Raw genomic sequence first — 19,763 nt, 5'->3', positions numbered from 1 at the left:
GAAAACAACACAACACACCAACCACAAGGCCACCATGCTGCATTGTTCCCCACAAAATGGGCTCCCTAGAAAGGAGGTGATCCAGCCGCACCTTCCGGTACGGCTACCTTGTTACGACTTCGTCCCAATCGCCAATCCCACCTTCGACCACTCCCCCCGCACAAAGCGGTTAGGCCATGGGCTTCGGGTGTTACCAACTTTCGTGACGTGACGGGCGGTGTGTACAAGGCCCGAGAACGTATTCACCGCAGCGTTGCTGATCTGCGATTACTAGCGACTCCACCTTCATGGGGTCGAGTTGCAGACCCCAATCCGAACTGAGACTGGCTTTAAGGGATTCGCTCCACCTCACGATTTCGCAACCCTCTGTACCAACCATTGTAGCATGCGTGAAGCCCAAGACATAAGGGGCATGATGATTTGACGTCATCCCCACCTTCCTCCGAGTTAACCCCGGCAGTCCCCCACGAGTCCCCACCATCACGTGCTGGCAACATAGGGCAAGGGTTGCGCTCGTTGCGGGACTTAACCCAACATCTCACGACACGAGCTGACGACAACCATGCACCACCTGCACACGACCAACTAAATGCCACCACATCTCTGCAGTGCCGCCGTGCATGTCAAGCCTTGGTAAGGTTCTTCGCGTTGCATCGAATTAATCCGCATGCTCCGCCGCTTGTGCGGGCCCCCGTCAATTCCTTTGAGTTTTAGCCTTGCGGCCGTACTCCCCAGGCGGGGCACTTAAAGCGTTAGCTACGGCGCAGAAACCACGGGTGGCCCCCACACCTAGTGCCCAACGTTTACAGCGTGGACTACCAGGGTATCTAATCCTGTTCGCTCCCCACGCTTTCGCTCCTCAGCGTCAGTAACGGCCCAGAGACCCGCCTTCGCCACCGGTGTTCTTCCTGATATCTGCGCATTCCACCGCTACACCAGGAGTTCCAGTCTCCCCTACCGCACTCAAGTCAGCCCGTACCCACCGCACGCCCCCAGTTAAGCCAGAGGATTTCACGGCAGACGCGACCAACCGCCTACAAGCCCTTTACGCCCAATAATTCCGGACAACGCTCGCGCCCTACGTATTACCGCGGCTGCTGGCACGTAGTTAGCCGGCGCTTCTTTACCCACTACCCTCACCACAACCAATGTTGCGGCTTGACCATGAGCGAAAGAGGTTTACAACCCGAAGGCCTCCATCCCTCACGCGGCGTCGCTGCATCAGGCTTTCGCCCATTGTGCAATATTCCCCACTGCTGCCTCCCGTAGGAGTCTGGGCCGTATCTCAGTCCCAATGTGACCGGTCACCCTCTCAGGCCGGCTACCCGTCAAAGCCTTGGTAGGCCATCACCCCACCAACAAGCTGATAGGCCGCGAGCCCATCCCCCACCAGAACAAACCTTTCCACCAACCCCCATGCGAAGACCAGTGAATATCCAGTATTAGCACCCGTTTCCGGGCGTTATCCCAAAGAAGGGGGCAGGTTACTCACGTGTTACTCACCCGTTCGCCACTCATCCACCCAGCAAGCTAGGCTTCAGCGTTCGACTTGCATGTGTTAAGCACGCCGCCAGCGTTCGTCCTGAGCCAGGATCAAACTCTCCGAACAAAAACAAAAACGTTAAAGCCCGGAAAAACCAACCAACCAAACAAAGCCAGCCAGCAATCCCAACCAAAAACACTCAAAAACAAAAAACAGGCATAAAAAACAAACAAACACACTATCGAGTTCACAAACAACACCCACACACCCCAGAAAACCAAGCCAAAAACCCAACCACCAGAGCAGTGAACCACCACCACAAACCCACAAACAAGCTCGCGGCGACAGGTGAATAATCTACCCACCCCCACACCCAAAGTCAAACCAAAACACCGTGACCCCCACCACACACCCCACAAACCCACCAAACACAACGAAAAGTCCGGGTCGATTCAGCTTGCATGGCCGTGCACAGTCGACGAAAAGGCGGGCCCGTCCGCGCATCACCAGCGCGATCAGGCCCGCCACACAGCCGAAATGACTCTCAGTTCACACCCATGTCGGGCTGAACGGGGATATCCACGGTCGGAAGGTCGCGCACGGCGCGACGCACGGCCTTGGAAACGGCGGGGGCAACTCGCTTGTCGAAGGCGCCGGGGATGATGTAGGAGGGCGAGAGCTCGTCCTCGGAGATCACGGAAGCGATAGCCACAGAGGCGACGCGCAGAACCTCGGTCGTAATCTCCTTGACCTTGGCATCCAGGAGACCTCGGAACAGACCCGGGAAGGCCAGAACGTTGTTGATCTGGTTCGGGTAGTCGCTGCGGCCGGTGGCGACGACGGCGGCGTACTTGCCGGCGCCGATCGGGTCAACCTCGGGCGTGGGGTTGGCGAGGGCGAAGACGATGGCATCGTCAGCCATGGTCTCGACGTCGGAGGGATCGAGGATATTGCCGGAGGAGACGCCGATGAAGACGTCGGCACCCTTCAGGACCTCCTTGAGGGAGCCGTGAACGTGGCGCGGGTTGGTTGCTTCGGCCAGCGCCTTACGGGAGGGGTGCATGCCTTCGGTGTCGTCGCCGGAGAGCGCACCGTCGCGGCCGCAGCCGATGATGTCGCGCGCACCCTGGGCGAGCAGCAGGCGGATGATCGCGTTGCCGGCCGCGCCGACGCCAGAGACGACGATACGCACGTCTTCGATCTTCTTGCCTACGATCTTCAGCGCGTTGATGAGCGCCGAAAGAACGACGATCGCTGTGCCGTGCTGGTCGTCATGGAAGACGGGGATGTCGAGCTCGGCGCGCAGGCGCTCTTCGATCTCGAAGCAGCGGGGCGCCGAGATGTCCTCCAGGTTGATGCCGCCGTATGCGGGGGCGATCGCCTTGACGATCGAGATGATCTCTTCGGTGTCCTTGGTGTCCAGGACGACCGGCCACGCGTCGACGCCGCCGAACTCCTTGAACAGGACGGCCTTGCCTTCCATGACGGGCAGGGCAGCCTCGGGGCCGATATCGCCCAAGCCGAGGACGGCGGTGCCGTCGGAGACGACCGCGACCGTGTTGGCCTTCATGGTCAGCAGGTGGGCCTTCTGGGGCATGTCGTGGATGGCGGTGCACACGCGGGCCACGCCGGGCGTGTAGGCGCGCGAGAGGTCGTCGCGGTTACGCAGCGGCACCTTGGAGTGGATCTCCACCTTGCCGCCGATATGGCTCATGAAAGTCTGGTCGGAGACCGAATCGGCGGTCACGCCGGGCAGCGCGCCGATGGCGTCGCGGACCTCGCGGCGGTGCTCGGAATCGCGCATGTCGCACGTCAGGTCGATGATGATGCGCCCGCGGTCGGAGTCGGCCACGTCGAGGCCCTTGATCTCCGCTCCAGTCGAAGAGACTGCGTCAACAATGGACGCGATGGAAGTCGTCTTCTCGTCCACCTCGATACGGTAGGAGGCGGTGTACGACGGCGATGTGCGCATGTCTGTCCTTTCGTTGGGCGCCCGGCCAGAGTCGGCCCAGCTGTCCTCAAGCGCTCATCCTAGGTAACTTTCCGCTCCCCCAGGAAGGGGTAGGCCACAACGTGGACACGTGCAAACGGTCAGGGACGAGGCCGGGGCACCTCCTCGGGAGAGCAGGCACGGGGCCGGGGCGCTCTTTCAGGGCAGCGTGCACACACCCGGGACACCCAGTCCGGAAACGCCGACGGGGGCCGGGATCGCATCGATCCCGGCCCCCGTGAGGCTCGTGCGGAGTAACCTCAGGCACCGACCATTTCCATGATCAGCTCACGCACGCGGGCGGCGTCAGCCTGCCCGCGGGTGGCCTTCATGACCGCGCCGACGAGGGCGCCGGCCGCCTGGACCTTGCCGCCCTTGATCTTCTCGACGATGTCGGGGTTGGCGTCCAGGGCCTCCTGGACGGCCGCCGTCAGGGCGCCGTCGTCGGAGACAACCTCGAGGCCTCGGGCCTCGACGACCTGCGTCGGATCGCCTTCGCCCGCGAGGACACCCTCGAGGGCCTGGCGCGCCAGCTTATCGTTGATACGACCCGAATCGATGAGACCCTGCAGCTCAGCGACCTGAGCGGGGCTGACCCCGGCCTCGTCGAGGGAAACCTCGCGCTCCTTGGCGCGACGCGAGATCTCACCCATCCACCACTTGCGGGCGGAGGCGGGATCACAGCCAGCAGCGACCGTGGCCTCGATGAGCTCAAGGGCACCGGCGTTGATGACGTCGCGCATCTCCATGTCCGCGTAGCCCCACTCGGTGCGCAGGCGGCGGCGCTTGGCGACGGGCAGCTCGGGCAGCGAGGCGCGCAGCTCCTCCACCCATTCACGATCCGGGCGGATCGGAACCAGGTCGGGCTCGGGGAAGTAGCGGTAGTCCTCGGAATCCGACTTCTCACGGCCGGACGACGTCGACCCGTCCTCCTCGTGGTAGTGACGGGTCTCCTGCAGGATCGTGCCACCCTCGGACAGGATCTGAGCCTGGCGCTGCATCTCGTAGCGCACGGCCGAGGCGATTCCGCGGAAGGAGTTCACGTTCTTCGTCTCGGTGCGCGTACCCAGCGGGGAGTCGGGCGTCGGGCGCAGCGACACGTTGATGTCGGCGCGCACGTTGCCGCGCTCCATACGGGCCTCGGACACATCGAGGGCACGGAAAATGTCGCGCAGGGCCTGCACGTAGGCGGCGGCCACCTCGGGCGCACGCTCGCCGGCGCCCTCGATCGGGCGGGTCACGATCTCCACGAGCGGCACGCCCGCACGGTTGTAGTCCACGAGCGAGTAGTCCGCGCCCTGGATACGACCGTCCGCGCCACCGATGTGCGTGTTCTTGCCCGCGTCCTCCTCCATGTGCGCGCGCTCAATCTGCACGCGGAACATCGTGCCGTCCTCGAGCTCGACGTCCACGTAGCCGTCGTGAGCGATCGGCTCGTCGGACTGGGAGGTCTGGAAGGCCTTCGTCAGGTCCGGGTAGAAGTAGTTCTTACGCGCGAAACGGCAGTACTCAGCGATCTCGCAGTTCAGCGCCAGGCCGATCTTGATCGCGTACTCGACGGCCTTGTGGTTGACGACCGGCAGCGAGCCGGGCAGACCCAGCGACACGGGGGTCACAAAGGTGTTCGGGTCGCCGCCAAACGCGTTGGGGGCCGCGTCGAACATCTTGGTCTTGGTGCCCAGCTCGACGTGCACCTCAATGCCGAGAACCGGGTCGAAGCGGCGCGCCGCCTCGTCGTAATCCATGAGCTCAGTCATCACTTTTCCTCCCAGTTAGCTGCGGGGCACTGACCCGCAACATCGTCGCTGAGCGCCTCCACCAGGGACGCCACCTTGTACATGACCAGGTCGCCGCGCGCGGGGGCCAGCACCTGGAAGCCGATGGGCAGGCCCGCCGACGACACCGCGTTGGGCACGTTCACCCCGGGGATGCCCGCCAGGTTCGCGGGGATCGTGGCGACGTCGTAGAGGTACATGGCCAGCGGGTCGGAAGTCTTCTCGCCGAACTTGAAGGCCGTCTCGGGGGCCGTGGGCGACACGAGGACGTCAACCTGCTCGAACACCGCGTCGAAGTCGCGCTGGATGAGCGTGCGCACCTTCTGGGCGCTGCCGTAGTAGGCGTCGTAGTAGCCGGCCGAGAGCACGTGCGTGCCCAGGATGATGCGGCGCTTGACCTCGTCGCCGAAGCCTGCCTCGCGGGTGGCGGCCATGACGCGCTCGGCGGTCACGGGGCCCTCGGTGGGCTCGACGCGGATGCCGTAGCGCATGCCGTCGAAGCGGGCCAGGTTCGAGGAGACCTCGGCAGGCATGATCAGGTAGTAGGCGCCCAGCGAGTACTCCAGGTGCGGGCAGGAGACCTCGACGATCTCAGCGCCGGCCTCGCGCAACTTCTCGACGGTGGCGTTGAAGGCGTCGATGACGTCCTTCTGGTAGCCCTCGCCGCTCAGCTCCTTGACGACGCCGACCTTCAGGCCCTTCATGGAGCCCTGCGCGGCCACGGACTCGACGGCCTCGGTGAGCGCGGGGACCGGCTCGTTCAGGGAGGTCGAATCGTTGGGGTCGTAGCCGCCGATCAGCTCGGTCAGGGCGGCCGCGTCCGCGACCGTGCGGGTGACGGGGCCGATCTGGTCCAGGGACGAGGCCATGGCCACCAGGCCGAAACGCGACACCGCGCCGTAGGTGGGCTTGGCGCCGACCGTGCCGGTCACGAACGCGGGCTGGCGGATCGATCCGCCCGTGTCGGAACCGAGGGCCAGGGGAACCATGTAGGCAGCGACAGCAGCGGCCGAGCCGCCACCGGAGCCGCCGGGGATACGCTCGGTGTCCCACGGATTCTTGGTCGCACCGAAAGCGGAGTGCTCGGTGGACGAACCCATGGCGAACTCGTCCATGTTGGTCTTGCCGACGATGGGCAGGCCGGCTTCCTTGATCTTGGCGGTGACGGTCGCGTCGTAGGGAGGCTTCCAGTCGCCCAGGATCTTCGAGGCGCAGGTGGTGCGCAGGCCGCGCGTCACCACGTTGTCCTTCACCGCGATCGGCACGCCCGCCAGGCGGTGCAGGGTCTCCCCCGCCGCGCGGCGCGCGTCCACGTCGGCCGCGGTTGCCAGGGCGCCCTCACGGTCGACGGTAATGAATGCGTTCACGCGGTCCTCGATCGCGTCGATGCGGTCCAGGCACGCCTGGGTCAGCTCGACGGAGGTGATCTGGCCGGCGGCCAGCATGTCCGCCAGCTCGAGGGCGCTCTTCTTCAGCAGCTCGTTCATCAGTCCTCCCCCAGAATCTGCGGAACCAGGAACATGCCGTCCTGGGCGGCGGGCGCCTGAGCGAGCACCTCGTCGCGGTCCACGGTCTGCCCAATCTCGTCTTCGCGCCACACGTTGGTCAGCGGAATCGGGTGGGACGTGGCGGGAACCTCGGGCGTGGCGACCTCGGACACCTTGGAGACGGCGTCGGCGATCGCGTCGAGCTCACCCGCGAAACGCGTGATTTCCTCGTCGGTCAATGCGATGTGGGCCAGGCCCGCAACGCGGGCGACCTCGTCAGTACTAATGCGTGACATGTGTGGCATCCTACCCGTATGGCCTTTTCACAGCGACGCCAACTCACCAGGCAGACGTGGTCGATCGTCAAAAAAGCGGGAATCGCGCTGCTCGCCGCCCAGGCGGCCGCAGTCGTGACCGTTCACGCGATCGACCGCATGCGCACCGCCCGTATCCCCGGTGGCGTGCACGGTTTCCCCACCCTGCCTCCCGCCGACACGCAGATCGGCGACACCGTGGCGCGCACGTACACGGAGGGAACCTCCCTGTACGCGGACATGTTGGAGGCCGTCGAAGGGGCAACGCATCACATTTATTTCGAGACCTTCATTTGGCGCTCGGACCGCTGGGGCCAGCGCTTTAAGACGGCACTGATCGACGCAGCCAAGCGCGGCGTCAAGGTGTTCTGCGTGTGGGACGGCTTCGGCGTCCTCAACCAGGATCCGCGCTTCTACAAGTTCCCCGTGATGCCGAATCTGCACGTGCGCAAGTTCCCGATGCTGCGCTCGGGCTTCTTCACCCTGAACATTCGTCGCACGGGCCAGGATCACCGCAAGATCCTCGTGGTCGACGGCGAGGTCGGCTTCGTGGGCGGCTACAACATCGGTGACCCGTTCGCGAACGAGTGGCGAGACACCCACGTGCGCATCACGGGCGAGGCCGTGTGGGAACTGGAAAACGGCTTCGTGGACTTCTGGAACCATTTCCGCCCCAAGACCTGCCCGGAACTCCCGGATCAGGGTGCGCGCGCATGGAGCGCCGACGTGACCGCGCAGTTCAACCTGCCGCACTACCTCCTCTACCCGATCCGCGGCATGTACATCGACGCGATCGAGCGCGCGACCGACCGCGTGCTCATTACGACGGCGTACTTCATCCCCGACCGCGAGGTCCTCGGCTCCCTGATCGCCGCCGCCCGCCGTGGCGTGCGCGTCCAGGTGCTGATCCCGGAGTATTCCAACCACATCCTGGCGGACTGGGTGGCGCGCCCCTACTACGGCGAGCTGCTGCGCGAGGGCGTGGAGATCTGGCTGTACCGTCACGCGATGGTCCACTCCAAGACGATGACGGTGGACGGGCGCTGGTCAACGATCGGCACGGCGAACATCGACCGCCTGTCGATGCGCGGCAACTACGAGGTCTGCCTGCAGTTCTTCTCCCGCCCGCTGGCTGCGCGCATGGAGGAGATTTTCGCGAACGACCTGACGACGGCCAGCCGCCTGACGATCGACGAGTGGGAGAAGCGCTCGACCCTCACCCGCGTCGGCGAGGTGCTGCTGGGCCCCTTCGAGCCCTTCGTCTAGGCCCCGCCCCGGCCTCGTTACAGGCCGACGGCCGGCAGCCCTCCCTCGAGGAGGTCGGCGAACTGCTGCTCGGTGATGACCGGGACGCCCAGCTCTTTGGCTTTCTTTTCCTTGGAACCCGCGCCAGGGCCCGCGACCACGAGCGAGGTCTTCTTCGAGACCGAGCCCGCCGCTTTTCCGCCGCGCGAGGTGATTGCCTCCTTGGCGCCCTCGCGGTCATATCCGGGCATCGCGCCCGAGACGACGATGGTGAGGCCCGCGAGCACGTCAGAAGTCGGCTCGGGCGCCTCGTCAGCCATGCGCACGCCCGCGCGCGCCCACGCCTGAAGCACCTCCAGGTGCCAGTCGACCGTGAACCAGTCGCGCAGGGATCGGCCGATTTCTTCGCCCACGCCTTCGACGGCGGAGAGCTCCTCGACCGAGGCGGCGCGCAGGGCGTCCATCGATAGAAACTTCTCTGCGAGCGCGCGGGCCGCCGTGGGGCCGACGTGGCGGATGGACAGGGCGACGAGGACGCGCGCGAGGGGCTGGCTCTTGGCCTTCTCCAGCTCGGCGAGCATCTTCTCGGTGCCCTTGGAGGCGCTGGGCTCGATGGGCTCAAAGACGGTCTGTCCGCGCAGCTTGCGGGGCTTGTAGGCCTTGGTCCAGAAGTAGCGGACCTGCTTCCAGTCCCCGGTTTCCTCGCCCTTCTTCTTGACGGGCTTCCACACCATGACGTCGCGCAGGTCCTCGGCGCGCAGGTCGAAGAGCGCGGCCTCCGTGCGCAGGGCGGGTGCCTGCGGGGCGGGCAGGAGTTCCTCGGCGCGGGTGATCTGCTCGCCGTGGGGCAGCTCGCGGCCGCCCTCAAGGGTGAGGACGGTGCCGTCCTCCAGCGTGACGCTGTGTCCGGCGACCAGGGCGGCGGCCACCTCGTCGCGGTCGTTTTCGGGCTGGGTCATGGCGAGCGCAGACTCGTCGCCGAGGCCCTCCACGTCCAGCGCGGAGCGTGCGCCGACGTGGGCGAGGCGCTCGGTGATCTGCGCGGGGCACAAACCCTTGTTCGGGCAGCGCAGGTCGACGTCGCCTTCCTTCTCCTGGACGAGCGTCGTCCCGCAGGAGGGGCACTGCTTGGGCATCACGAAGGGGCGCTCGGAGCCGTTACGCGCGTCCTCGACGGGGGCGACGATCTCGGGGATGACGTCGCCGGCCTTGCGCAGGACGACGAGGTCGCCGATGAGTACCCCCTTGCGGGCGACTTCCTGGGCGTTGTGCAGGGTCGCGCGCGCAACGTTCGAGCCCGCGACCAGCACGGATTCCATGACGCCGTACGGGGTCACGCGGCCGGTGCGGCCCACCTGGACGCGGATGTCGAGCAAGCGCGTGTGGACCTCTTCGGGCGGGAACTTATAGGCCGCCGCCCAGCGCGGGGTGCGCGAGGTCGAGCCGAGGGAACGCTGGAGGTCCAGGTCGTTGATCTTGACGACGACGCCGTCGATCTCGTGTTCAAGATCATGGCGCTTTTCTCCAAGCTCAGCAATACGCTCTTCGATGGCCTTCCGGCCCGTGAGCATGCGAGTGTAGGGCGAGACGGGCAGGCCCCAGTCGCGCAGCTGCTCGTACCAGCCCATCTGGGTGGTCGGCTCGGTGAAGTCCTCCCCTACCTCGACGAAGCCGATGCCGTGGGCGACCATCGAGAGGGGGCGCTTGGCGGTCTCGGTCGGGTCCTTTTGGCGAAGGGAGCCGGAGGCCGCATTGCGAGCGTTGACGAAGGTCTTTTCTCCGGCCTCGACGCGGGCCTCGTTGAAGGCGGCGAAGTCGGCGACCGGGAAGTAGACCTCGCCGCGCACCTCGATGCGGGCGGGGACGGTGCCCGTCAGGGTCTGCGGGATCGAGGCAATGGTTCGCGCGTTAGCGGTCACGTCCTCGCCGACGTAGCCGTCGCCTCGGGTCGCGGCGCGCACGAGGCGACCGTTCTCGTACAGGAGGTTGATGGACAGGCCGTCGACCTTGACCTCGGTCGTCATCTCGAGGTCGGAGATGCCGGTGGCCTCGGCCATGCGGGTCTCCCAGGCGGCGAGCTCCTCGAGGGAAAACACGTCGTCGAGGGACATCATCTGAGCGAGGTGGCGCACCTCGGAGAACCCGGAGTCGACGCTGCCGCCCACGCTCATCGTGGGCGAGTCGGCGCTGCGCAGCTGCGGGTAGCGCTCCTCGATCTGTTCGACCTCGCGGTACATGCGGTCGTAATCCGCGTCCGCGAGGGTCGGCGAATCACGGTCGTAGTAGGCTGCGCGGGCATCGTTGATGCGGTCAACGAGGTCGTTGTAGCGGTCGCGGGTCGTCTCGAACGTGGAGTCAGCCATGGGGTCCATTCTTGCATTTGACGAGGCTGGCCGACCGGCGGGCGGGGCGCTTGGGCGGCGGAGGTGGTCATAGCCACACGGGTCTGCGGGGTGGTTATCCACAGGGGCACGCGAGTGCCTCGGGTTATCCACAGGGCTTCTGTCGCCGCTTGATCGGCCGCGAGCGCGGCGGGATCGTTGGGGCATGAAGGATTCCGGTTGCCTCGCCCGATCAGCCTTGCGAGCCGACGTTCACCTGGCCTGCGTCGCTGGCCCGGACGTCGGCGTCGTGCTCGCCCCCGGCACGGTCGGGCGAGCGGGGGACGTGCCGCTGACGTGCGCGTCCGTTGCTCGAGAGCACCTCCGATTCTCGACGCGGGACGGCCGAGCAGTCCTGCGCGTGTCGCCCGGTGCTTCCCCCGTGCGTGTGCGTGCTCGGCTTCCCTTATGGCGCCGCCATCGGGACGCCCGTCCTCTCCCTGTGGGGACCCGCATCCGTCTGGAGGAGGACATCTTCGAGGTGCGGGGACGGCCTCGTTGTTTGGTGTGGCCCGCACCTTCCGAACGAGGCCGAGGGTCGATCACGGGATCCTCTCTCCTGCGGGGCGCTCCGTTGATCTCTGTGCTTGTCATGGGAGGTTTTCTGCTGTGGAGGCTGCACTCATCCGTTTCGTTACGTTCGGTGCTCGTGCCGGCCTGCGCGGGCGTCGTGCTGGTAGGGATCGTAGCTGCGGTCGTCCTCGTGTGGCGGGCACGCCGGCGTCGCCTGGGCTGGGATGGAGGGGCACTGTCCCTGGTCCTCGCTGGGCTTCAGGCCTCGTCCGCTCCCCCACGCTCTGCGCGGGCCGCCGTGTGGCCGGGGCGTCCCACGCGCGTGGGACGGCGCGTGCGGCTGGCGGCGTCCGCTGACGCGAGAGAGCCGGGTGAGTGCGAGGCGATCGGCATCGTCGGCGCCCACGCGTCCCAGTGCGCGCTGTGGTGCGCCGGCCAGATCGCCGCTCAACTCGGTGGGGCGCGCGTGTGGTGGAACAGCGCCGCTCCCGTGCTCATTGGGAACGCTGGCGTGGATATCCACGTCAGCGACCGCGACTCCTGCCCGCACTGCACGCGCGACGCCGCCCGACCAACACTCCATGTCGGATACTCCCCGTCGTTGTCACTCCTTCCGGCGTGGTGCGCGCAGGTGTGCGTCACCGATGATGCACCCGTGAGCTCGCACTGGTGGTGGACCGTCACCCGGGCAGACGCGCAGGACAGCCTGCCCGCGCGGCTCGACTGGGATCCGTCCTCGGCGAGGGGGCACGGGGGCGGTCTGAGCGTGCGGATCGGCCTGGGAGCGGAGGGTCCCATCGACCTGGACCTGGTCGCCGATGGGCCGCACGCGCTCGTCGCCGGGTGCACCGGATCGGGTAAATCAGAGGCGCTCCTCGGTTGGCTTGCCGCGATCGCGCACTGCTACAGCCCCGAACAGGTCCGCTTCATCCTCATCGACTACAAGGGCGGGGCAACCTTCGCCCGCCTCGAGGCGTTGCCTCACACACAGGCGCTCCTCACCGACCTCGACGCCGGCGCCACGACCCGAGCGCTGGAGGGAATCGCGTCGATCCTCCAGCGACGCGAGGAATCCCTCAGGGCACTTGGTTTCCCCGACCTCGCCGCGTGGGAGAGCGCTCACGAGGAGGATCCCGTCAGCGTGAGCGCTCCCCCGCCACGTCTCATCGTCGCGATCGACGAGTTCCGCGTTCTCGCCCAGGCCCACCCCGATTCGATGGAGGTCTTGCTCCGCCTCGCCGCGCAAGGACGCAGCCTCGGCTTGCATCTCATCGCGGCCACCCAACGCCCCTCGGGCGCAGTGAGCGCACAGATGCGCGCAAACATGGACATTCGGCTGTGCCTGCGCTGCGTCAGCGCCTCGGACTCCACCGACATCATCGGGGACGGACGCGCCGCCTCACTGCCGCGTATCCCCGGTCGCGCGGTCCTGTCGGACGTGGGTACGATCCAGCTGACCTACCTCGCCGACATCGCGTCAGTGGTCGAGCGCTGCAACGCCACGTGGCCTCGTACGACCACCGAACCCCTGTGGGCGCCGCCCCTACCCGAGGCACTGAACTGGGAGGATGTCGACGACGCCGCACAACGCTCTGTCGATCACACCCCGGAGGGGAACGCGGCCCACGACGGACTCCCAGGCGGCACCGCCGTGTCTCTCGGCCTCGCGGAAGGAATCGAGCATCACGTCCCCATCGTCTGGGACGGGGGAAGCATACAGATTCAGACCAGCGCGCACGAAGCGCATCTCTCCGCGCAATGGGCGCTGTCCCTCGCAACCCGAATCGCACACGGTACCCGCCGCCCTCTCCACGTGATTGGCGAGGACGCGGTGGGAGGCGTGGCCTCCCAGCTGCCTGCGGACGCACCCAGCGCCATCGACCTGCTGGAAGGCATCTGCGACCACGGGCCCACGGTCCTCGCGCTCACGGATACCCCGCAGCTGCGCTCGTATCTGTCGCAGGCACTCGCTGCTCCCCAGGCGGAGGCGCTGTTGACCTCGCTCCTGGCCAAGGCCAGGCGCGCTGGCGTCGTCATCGTCGCCGCCTTCGCGGGCAGATTCACCCCGTCGAGCGCGGCAATGGGAGCGTTCTCGACGCGCATCGTGCGTGCCCGGGACGCGGACGAGGCCGTCCACGCCGGGATCGCGCCCGGAGAGCTGCGAGCTCTCGGTGAGGGGCAGGCACTCGTCGTGCGACCGGGAGAGAGACCTTGCCTCGCCACCATCCCCAGGCGGGGCATTCACCTGCAACACCACCGCCCGGCTGACGGGAACGACTGGCGCATCCCCTCCCCCTCGCAGGTCACAGCGCTGGTCAGAAATACCCGCTCTCCCATCCTGATCGGCCCCACCTACAGCGCCCCCGCCTGGGAACACGCACTGCCGTGGATCATCATCGGACGCAGGGACGATGCACGGGTCATCGAGGCCATCCACGCCCACCTCGGTTGGGAAACACCAAAGATCTCTGACGTAATTCCCGAAGAAGCGTGGACTCGTATCACCAGATGGGACGAGCACAGGGTCCTCGCGCTCAACCCCACACACAACGTTACTCGCGCATTAATTCAACACAGCCACACGCCCCCGCTCGCCCTGACTGCACGACGATGGGACATGACCTGCGGACTGATCAGCGAGGGTGATACCGTCAGCACTGCCCAACTGACCGCAAGGTCAGTTAACACCTAAGTCCCACCTTATTGGCCGGTCGTGAGCAGACACATAGTGACATCTCCATTTCACTGTTGACACGACCTTGCACGACTAAGATGACCTAGCGGACACTTATAGAGAGCATAAGAGAACCAGGCGCACAGGACACGAGGAGCGAAAGACAGATCATGGATTGGCGCAGTAAGGCAGCATGCCTGACCGTAGACCCGGAACTTTTCTTCCCCATCGGGAACACGGGTCCGGCTATTAGGCAGGTCGCCGAGGCCAAGGCCGTGTGCCGCGAGTGCGAGGTCGTGGGCGTGTGCCTGCAGTGGGCCATCGACAACAATCAGGACTCCGGCGTGTGGGGCGGTATGAGCGAAGAAGAACGCCGCTCCCTCAAGCGCCGCGCCGCGCGCGCACGCCACGCAGGCTGCTAACAAGCCACAGTGCCCGCACGTGCCGCACAGACGATCAAGGCCGAGGATCCACAATGGGTCCCCGGCCTCGTTCGTTGATCATTCACACCGTCTGGGCGGATCCCCGATCAGGCGGGGTCCAGGTTGGCGTGGAGCGTGACGAGCGTGCCGCCACCCTCACGCGGCGCCCACTCGATCGAGCCCTTGAGCTCGCCGCGCACCATCTGATGCACGATCTGCGTGCCGAGGCCACTCATGGGCGTGCCCGGCACGAAGCCCACGCCATCGTCTGCGACGGTCACGGTCATGGACGTTCCCTCGCGCTCGGCGCGCACCTCGATAAGGCCATCACGGTCCGCGAGGCCATGCTCGACCGAGTTAGCGACCAGCTCATTGAGGACGGTCGCCAGGGCCTGAGCCTGATCGGCCTGAATCGTGCCGAAGCTGCCGGTCGTGATGACCTCGACGGCGTGGTCCGTGGACGCGATCGCACCGGCCATGCGCACGATCGTGCGCGCAACCTCGTCGAAGTCAACCGACTCATCGACGTTCTGCGACAGGGCGGCGTGCACGGTCGCGATGGCCTGCACGCGGCGCTCGGCCTCCGCAAGAGCCACCTTGACCGCTTCCTCGGAGGAGCGACGCGACTGAAGGCGCAGAAGCGCGGACACGGTCTGCAGGTTGTTCTTGACGCGGTGGTGGATCTCACGGATCGTCGCGTCCTTAGTCATGAGTTCCTGCTCGTGACGGTGGACCTCGGAGACGTCGCGCGTCAGGATGACGGCGCCCAGGCGCTTACGCCCGTTCACGAGGGGCAGCGCACGCATGCTGACGGTCGAGGCACGCGCGGCGATCTCAACGCGCCAGGAGGCACGGCCCATGACGACGACCGCCATGGATTCCTCGATGAGGGTACCGTCGCCGATAACCTCGGTGATCTCCTGAGCGAGAACCTTTCCGGTCACGTGCGTGCGAATGCCGAGGCGGCGTAGGCACGACACGGCGTTGGGGGTCGCGTGCTGGACGCGGCCCTCCGCATCCAGTAGAACGGCGCCGTCGAGAACTCGCGGGACACCGTGGGAGGTAACCTGCGGGGTGGAGTCGTAGGGGTATTCGCCGCGCGCCATCATCTGGCACAGGGTGTCGGCCGCCGCAACGGTCCACCCCTCGAAGCCGAGGGATAGACGCGGACTCGAGAGGTTAGCCTCGCGCGTGACGACGGCGATGATGCGCCCGTCGTGGCACACGGGCACGCAGGTTTCCATCATCGAGTAGGTGCCGGCCCAGCGGGCGGCGGGCGAGCGCACGACCTGCCCGGTCTGCAGGGCGCGCCGCAGGTCGATTTCGCGGGCGGCGGGCAGGTGGAGGCCGATGATGTCGTCCACGTGGACGGTCGTCGAGGTCGCGGGACGGCAGTGCGCGGCCGCGATGAAGCGTCCATCGTCGGCGGGCAGCCACAGAACCAGGTCGGCGGCCGCCAGGTCGGCGAGCACCTGCCAGTCCGCGAGGAGGAGGTGCAGCCAATCGATGTCCTGCTCCGACAACGGCGTCGAAGAGGCTTCTTCAGCTAACTGCATGAGACTACGCATGCATCTACTCTAAAGGGAGAAGGGCCGCGAGGACGGACCTTAGTTGTAAATGAGCGCCGGGACACGCTTCGGCGCCGCTTCTTTCGTCAGGAGAACCATGCAATTCACACAGTCCATGTCGTATCCCGGTACGGTCGACGAGGTCGTCACCATGTACCTGACCCCCTCCTACCTGGAGCGACGCTTCGGCCAGTTTGTCGTGGAGGGTTCCTCCACCGTGTCGGTGGAGGGCCAGCGCGTGTCATTCGCCGGCACCGTGCGCCCGGAGCTTATTCCGGCGGCGGCCGCACGCTTTGTCAAGTCCGATCTGCGCATCGCTTTCACCGAGGAGTGGACGACGAACGAGGCCGGGGCCTCCTCGCGCACGTCAGTGACCGTGGACGGCGCCCCGGTGTCCGTCGAGGCCACGTCCACGCTGGCGGGCACCGAGGAGGGTTGCGTTCGCGTGGTGACCGGCAACGTGTCGGTGCGAGTGCCGCTACTGGGCGGGCGCATCGAGAAGGAGGCGGTGGCTCACCTGGGCCGCGTCGTGGAGCGCGAGCAGGCGCTGGCCACGCAGTGGCTGGAGGAGCATCGCTGAACCTTCGCTACGCTCTGAGAGGAAACCCGCCCGCCCGGCGTTGCATTTCGGGCGGGTGGGGTCTTTTCGCGCCACAATAGGTCCCATGAGTGATACACCTAAGTCTCTGTACATGCAGCGTACGGGCGTGCGTCAGTACGTCGCCCGCAACCAGGACGGCGCCGAGATCCGCATCGGTCACGGCCCCGGCCTCTTCTCCCCCGGCGACCTGCTCAAGCTCGCGCTCGCGGGCTGCAACGCGATGAGTTCAGACGCGCGCATGGCCGCCCGCCTGGGCGACGATTTCGAGCAGTTCGTCGGTGTCTCCGCCGACTACGACCAGGACAACGACCGCTTCACGCACGTGGACGTCGAGCTGGTCCAGGACATGTCCGCACTGTCTGAGGAAGAGATCGAGGATCTGAAGCGTCGCGCCGATGCCGCGATCAAGCGCAACTGCACGATCGAGCACTCGGTCGTCGACCAGGCGCTGTCGGCCTCGCACACATGGACGAACGAGCGGATCAACTGACTTGAGCGTCGTCGACCGCCAGTACGAGGACCTGCTGGCGCGCATTATGCGTGAGGGCACCCCCAAGGGTGACCGCACCGGCACGGGCACGCGTTCCCTGTTTGGGGCGCAGCTGCGCTACGACCTGTCGAAGGGCTTCCCGCTGATCACGACAAAGCGCGTGCACCTCAAGTCGGTGGTCGGCGAACTCCTGTGGTTCCTGTCGGGTTCGTCGAACGTGTCCTGGCTCCAGGACAACGGGATCCGCATCTGGAACGAGTGGGCGGACGAGGACGGCGAGCTGGGCCCGGTGTACGGCGTCCAGTGGCGTTCGTGGAACGCCGGGGACGGTCGCCACATCGATCAGATCTCTCAGGTGCTCGAGACGCTGAAGACGAACCCGGATTCGCGCCGCATGGTGGTGTCCGCGTGGAACGTCGGCGACCTGCCGCAGATGGCGCTCGAGCCCTGCCACGCGTTCTTCCAGCTGTACGTGGCCGACGGCCGCCTGTCGCTGCAGCTCTACCAGCGCAGCGCGGACATGTTCTTGGGCGTGCCCTTCAACATCGCGTCCTATTCGCTGCTCACTCACATGTTCGCCCAGCAGGCGGGCCTGGAGGTCGGCGACTTCATTTGGACGGGCGGGGACTGCCACATCTACTCCAACCACACGGAGCAGGTGACCGAGCAGCTGAGCCGCGAGCCGTACCCGTTCCCGCGCCTGGAGCTCGCGAAGGCTCCTTCGATGTTCGAGTACTCCTTCGATGATATTTCGGTGACGGACTACCGGCATCACCCCACGATCAAGGCTCCGGTCGCGGTATGACAAAACTGGGAGCGATTTGGGCGCAGGATTGCAACGGGATCATTGGGACGGGCACGGCCATGTCTTGGCATGTTCCCGCTGATTTCCGGCACTTCAAGGAGTCCACGATGGGCTGCCCGATCATCATGGGCCGCCGCTCGTGGGAGGCTCTCGGGCGCGCTCTGCCGGGCCGCACGAACATCGTCATCACCCGCAGGCCCGGGTACGAGGCCGAGGGCGCTCTCGTTGTCTCCTCCGTCGATGAGGCGCTTCGGATCGCACGCGAGGAAACGGCGCGCACGGACGCTCCCTACATCTGGATCACGGGCGGGGCTCAGCTCTACGCCGAGACCCTTCCTCTCCTGGACGAGGCGGTGGTGACCGACCTGGAGCTGGACGTGGCCGCGAGCGCTCCCGAGGGCTCGACCTTCGTGCACGCGCCTGCGCTGGATCCGGCGCTGTGGCGCAGGGACGAGGAGCGCAGCGACGCCGAGTGGCGTGAGCGCTCCGGCGATGCTCGCTGGAAGGTGAGCACCTGGGTGCAGCGCTAAGCGTTTCCCCGTTTCGATACCTGTCCAGCAAGGCCCCGCGCATCGCGCGGGGCCTTCGTCGTAGGATGCACTGTGCCCTCATCACCTTTGCTGACGAATCCGACGCTGCGCGCGCTCGTGGCGATCGCGCTGTTTACGTACACGGCGCAGAACATGCTCAACGTGTCGATCGCTCCGCTGTCGCGTGCCCTTGATCTGCCCGAGTGGATCGTGGGCGCTGCCGTGTCCTTGGCGGCCGCCGCGGTGACGGCGCTCAGCCAGTTCTGGGGGCGCCGTTCGATCGCCTGGGGACGCAGGCGCGTCATCCTGTTGGCGCTGTTCTTGGCGCTCACGGCGGGCACGCTTTTTTCGGCGGCCGTGTGGGCGCGCGCGGCCGGTTACGTCGGTGTTTTCCTCGCTGCTGGCGCCATTATGGCGGCGCGCGGCCCCTTCTTCGGTGCGGCCGTCGCGGCGATCCCGCCGACGGGCCAGGCCCTCGTCGCCGAGGTGACCCCCGACGAGGCCTCGCGCGTACGCGGCACGTCCGCGTTCTCCGGCGCGATCAACCTGTCCGTCATGATCGGCTCCCTCGTCTCCTCGGCGCTCGGTGCCTGGTGGATTTTTGGCCCCGTGCACGCCACCCCGATCTTCGTCCTCATCGCCCTGGCCATCGCACTCATCTGCCTGCCTCGCGACGGAGGCTCCGCGCGCCCCAGTCGGCGCCTACCCCGCCTGAGCGCTGAGGATACGACCCCCGAGAAAGCGGCCCCGGCCTCGTCGACACAACGGACGGAGCAGGAGAGCGCGAGCGAGGCGACGGACACCGCCGCACTGCCCCCGCGCGTGCGGTGGACCGACCGGCGCATCGCCCCGTGGATCGCTTCGGTGTTCGGCATCTACTTTGCGAACGGCGTCGTTCAGATAACGATGGGCTTCCTCGTCCAGGACCGCGGCGGGCTCGAGCCCGCACCCGCCGTTTCCGTGACCGCCCTCATGCTGCTGGCCAACGCCGCCGGAGCCATGCTGATGCAGCTGATCGTCGTTCCGCGCCTGGGGTGGAGCCCGCGCACGCTGCTGCGCACGGGCATGACGCTCGCCCTCGTTGCCCTCGCATGCCTGACGATCGCGCCGTCGCTGTGGGCGCTGGCAGTCTCGACGTTCGCGATGGGTGTCGCCTCGGGCATGGCCTCCCCCGGCTACTCGGCGGGCGCGTCCCTGGCAGTGAGCGCGCGCGAGCAGGGCGGTATCGCCGGCGTCATCAACGCGACCGGCGCGATCACGTGGATCGTTGCGCCCGTGAGCGCCACGGCCCTGTACGGCTGGATGCCGCTGTCGCCTTTCCTGCTGGCGCTCTCGCTCGTCGCCCTGTCGTGTGCCTGCGCCTGGTGGCTGCTGCACCGAGCAAAGAGCGCGGCTCGGCCCCTGGACTAGGACGCGACTAGGACGAGTGCCCCACGCCTCAACGCGCGGGCGGCGCTATCCTAGAGGGGTACGTAAGCCCTACGC

At 66.5% G+C, this 19,763-nt stretch carries 14 protein-coding genes and 1 rRNA gene; 8 read left to right on the top strand and 7 right to left on the bottom strand.

The features are described from left to right. Window positions 1-69: 69 nt before the first annotated feature. From FOC40_RS04540 to gatC, 5 genes are all read right to left on the bottom strand, one after another. Window positions 70-1,609: ribosomal RNA gene (locus FOC40_RS04540) — 16S ribosomal RNA — on the bottom strand. Window positions 1,610-2,027: 418 nt separating this feature from the next. Then, the gene (locus FOC40_RS04535) at window positions 2,028-3,455 is read right to left on the bottom strand and encodes an NAD-dependent malic enzyme (RefSeq protein WP_003793725.1); all 1,428 of its coding nucleotides are present in this window, start codon (window positions 3,453-3,455) and stop codon (window positions 2,028-2,030) included. 278 nt (window positions 3,456-3,733) lie between these two features. Beyond that, window positions 3,734-5,230: an Asp-tRNA(Asn)/Glu-tRNA(Gln) amidotransferase subunit GatB gene (gene gatB / locus FOC40_RS04530; protein ID WP_003789895.1), complete on the bottom strand. Its 1,497-nt coding sequence runs from the start codon at window positions 5,228-5,230 to the stop codon at window positions 3,734-3,736. Further along, window positions 5,230-6,735 (bottom strand): Asp-tRNA(Asn)/Glu-tRNA(Gln) amidotransferase subunit GatA, encoded by a 1,506-nt coding sequence (gatA, locus tag FOC40_RS04525; protein WP_003793727.1) that lies wholly within the window; start codon window positions 6,733-6,735, stop codon window positions 5,230-5,232. The genes gatB and gatA overlap by 1 nt, the downstream gene beginning before the upstream one ends. Beyond that, a complete protein-coding gene (gatC, locus tag FOC40_RS04520) occupies window positions 6,735-7,031 on the bottom strand; it encodes an Asp-tRNA(Asn)/Glu-tRNA(Gln) amidotransferase subunit GatC (RefSeq protein ID WP_003789902.1) in 297 nt (98 codons plus the stop codon). Before gatC ends, gatA begins: the two co-directional genes overlap by 1 nt. Before the next feature lie 18 nt (window positions 7,032-7,049). Here gatC and FOC40_RS04515 point away from each other — a divergent pair, with 18 nt between their 5' ends. Continuing rightward, complete coding sequence (locus FOC40_RS04515; protein WP_003793730.1) at window positions 7,050-8,315, top strand: phospholipase D-like domain-containing protein; 1,266 nt, start codon at window positions 7,050-7,052, stop codon at window positions 8,313-8,315. Between the two features lie 17 nt (window positions 8,316-8,332). Here the strand turns inward: FOC40_RS04515 and ligA are convergent, their stop codons facing one another. Continuing rightward, window positions 8,333-10,666: an NAD-dependent DNA ligase LigA gene (gene ligA / locus FOC40_RS04510; RefSeq protein WP_003793731.1), complete on the bottom strand. Its 2,334-nt coding sequence runs from the start codon at window positions 10,664-10,666 to the stop codon at window positions 8,333-8,335. Between the two features lie 601 nt (window positions 10,667-11,267). Between ligA and FOC40_RS04505 the strand changes: the two genes are divergently transcribed. Both FOC40_RS04505 and FOC40_RS04500 read left to right on the top strand, forming a co-directional pair. After that, window positions 11,268-13,880, top strand: coding sequence for an FtsK/SpoIIIE domain-containing protein (locus tag FOC40_RS04505; RefSeq protein WP_155844120.1), 2,613 nt, complete (start codon window positions 11,268-11,270; stop codon window positions 13,878-13,880). A 152-nt stretch (window positions 13,881-14,032) separates the two neighbouring features. Then, a complete protein-coding gene (locus FOC40_RS04500; RefSeq protein ID WP_003794186.1) occupies window positions 14,033-14,284 on the top strand; it encodes a WhiB family transcriptional regulator in 252 nt (83 codons plus the stop codon). A gap of 107 nt (window positions 14,285-14,391) precedes the next feature. On the opposite strand, the gene FOC40_RS04495 is transcribed toward FOC40_RS04500, so the two are convergent. Beyond that, window positions 14,392-15,852 carry a sensor histidine kinase gene (locus tag FOC40_RS04495; protein ID WP_003789912.1) on the bottom strand — a complete coding sequence of 487 codons (1,461 nt, stop codon included), beginning with the start codon at window positions 15,850-15,852 and terminating at the stop codon, window positions 14,392-14,394. 97 nt (window positions 15,853-15,949) lie between these two features. Here FOC40_RS04495 and FOC40_RS04490 point away from each other — a divergent pair, with 97 nt between their 5' ends. The 5 genes from FOC40_RS04490 to FOC40_RS04470 all read left to right on the top strand — a co-directional run bounded on the left by FOC40_RS04490 (window position 15,950) and on the right by FOC40_RS04470 (window position 19,688). Continuing rightward, window positions 15,950-16,432: a DUF2505 domain-containing protein gene (locus FOC40_RS04490; RefSeq protein ID WP_196773363.1), complete on the top strand. Its 483-nt coding sequence runs from the start codon at window positions 15,950-15,952 to the stop codon at window positions 16,430-16,432. 85 nt (window positions 16,433-16,517) lie between these two features. Then, entirely contained in the window at window positions 16,518-16,943 is a 426-nt protein-coding gene (locus FOC40_RS04485; protein WP_003794191.1) for an OsmC family protein, read from the top strand. 1 nt (window position 16,944) lies between these two features. Continuing rightward, window positions 16,945-17,748, top strand: coding sequence for a thymidylate synthase (locus FOC40_RS04480; protein ID WP_003794192.1), 804 nt, complete (start codon window positions 16,945-16,947; stop codon window positions 17,746-17,748). Next, window positions 17,745-18,278, top strand: a complete 534-nt coding sequence (locus tag FOC40_RS04475; protein WP_003794194.1) for a dihydrofolate reductase — start codon at window positions 17,745-17,747, stop codon at window positions 18,276-18,278. Before FOC40_RS04480 ends, FOC40_RS04475 begins: the two co-directional genes overlap by 4 nt. Before the next feature lie 72 nt (window positions 18,279-18,350). Next, window positions 18,351-19,688 (top strand): MFS transporter, encoded by a 1,338-nt coding sequence (locus FOC40_RS04470; protein ID WP_039929213.1) that lies wholly within the window; start codon window positions 18,351-18,353, stop codon window positions 19,686-19,688. Window positions 19,689-19,763 lie beyond the last annotated feature (75 nt).

The sequence above is a fragment of the Schaalia odontolytica genome, assembly GCF_009730335.1.
In the GTDB taxonomy this organism is placed as follows: domain Bacteria; phylum Actinomycetota; class Actinomycetes; order Actinomycetales; family Actinomycetaceae; genus Pauljensenia; species Pauljensenia dentiphila.
Note: the sequence above shows the minus strand (reverse complement) of the source record. Positions and strands in the feature narration are given on the sequence as shown.

Coding starts and splice junctions, on each gene's coding strand:
- FOC40_RS04535 (WP_003793725.1), bottom strand. CDS start 3,455: ATGCGCACATCGCCGTCGTACACCGCCTCCTACCGTATCGAGGTGGAC.
- gatB (WP_003789895.1), bottom strand. CDS start 5,230: ATGACTGAGCTCATGGATTACGACGAGGCGGCGCGCCGCTTCGACCCG.
- gatA (WP_003793727.1), bottom strand. CDS start 6,735: ATGAACGAGCTGCTGAAGAAGAGCGCCCTCGAGCTGGCGGACATGCTG.
- gatC (WP_003789902.1), bottom strand. CDS start 7,031: ATGTCACGCATTAGTACTGACGAGGTCGCCCGCGTTGCGGGCCTGGCC.
- FOC40_RS04515 (WP_003793730.1), top strand. CDS start 7,050: ATGGCCTTTTCACAGCGACGCCAACTCACCAGGCAGACGTGGTCGATC.
- ligA (WP_003793731.1), bottom strand. CDS start 10,666: ATGGACCCCATGGCTGACTCCACGTTCGAGACGACCCGCGACCGCTAC.
- FOC40_RS04505 (WP_155844120.1), top strand. CDS start 11,268: ATGGGAGGTTTTCTGCTGTGGAGGCTGCACTCATCCGTTTCGTTACGT.
- FOC40_RS04500 (WP_003794186.1), top strand. CDS start 14,033: ATGGATTGGCGCAGTAAGGCAGCATGCCTGACCGTAGACCCGGAACTT.
- FOC40_RS04495 (WP_003789912.1), bottom strand. CDS start 15,852: ATGCGTAGTCTCATGCAGTTAGCTGAAGAAGCCTCTTCGACGCCGTTG.
- FOC40_RS04490 (WP_196773363.1), top strand. CDS start 15,950: ATGCAATTCACACAGTCCATGTCGTATCCCGGTACGGTCGACGAGGTC.
- FOC40_RS04485 (WP_003794191.1), top strand. CDS start 16,518: ATGAGTGATACACCTAAGTCTCTGTACATGCAGCGTACGGGCGTGCGT.
- FOC40_RS04475 (WP_003794194.1), top strand. CDS start 17,745: ATGACAAAACTGGGAGCGATTTGGGCGCAGGATTGCAACGGGATCATT.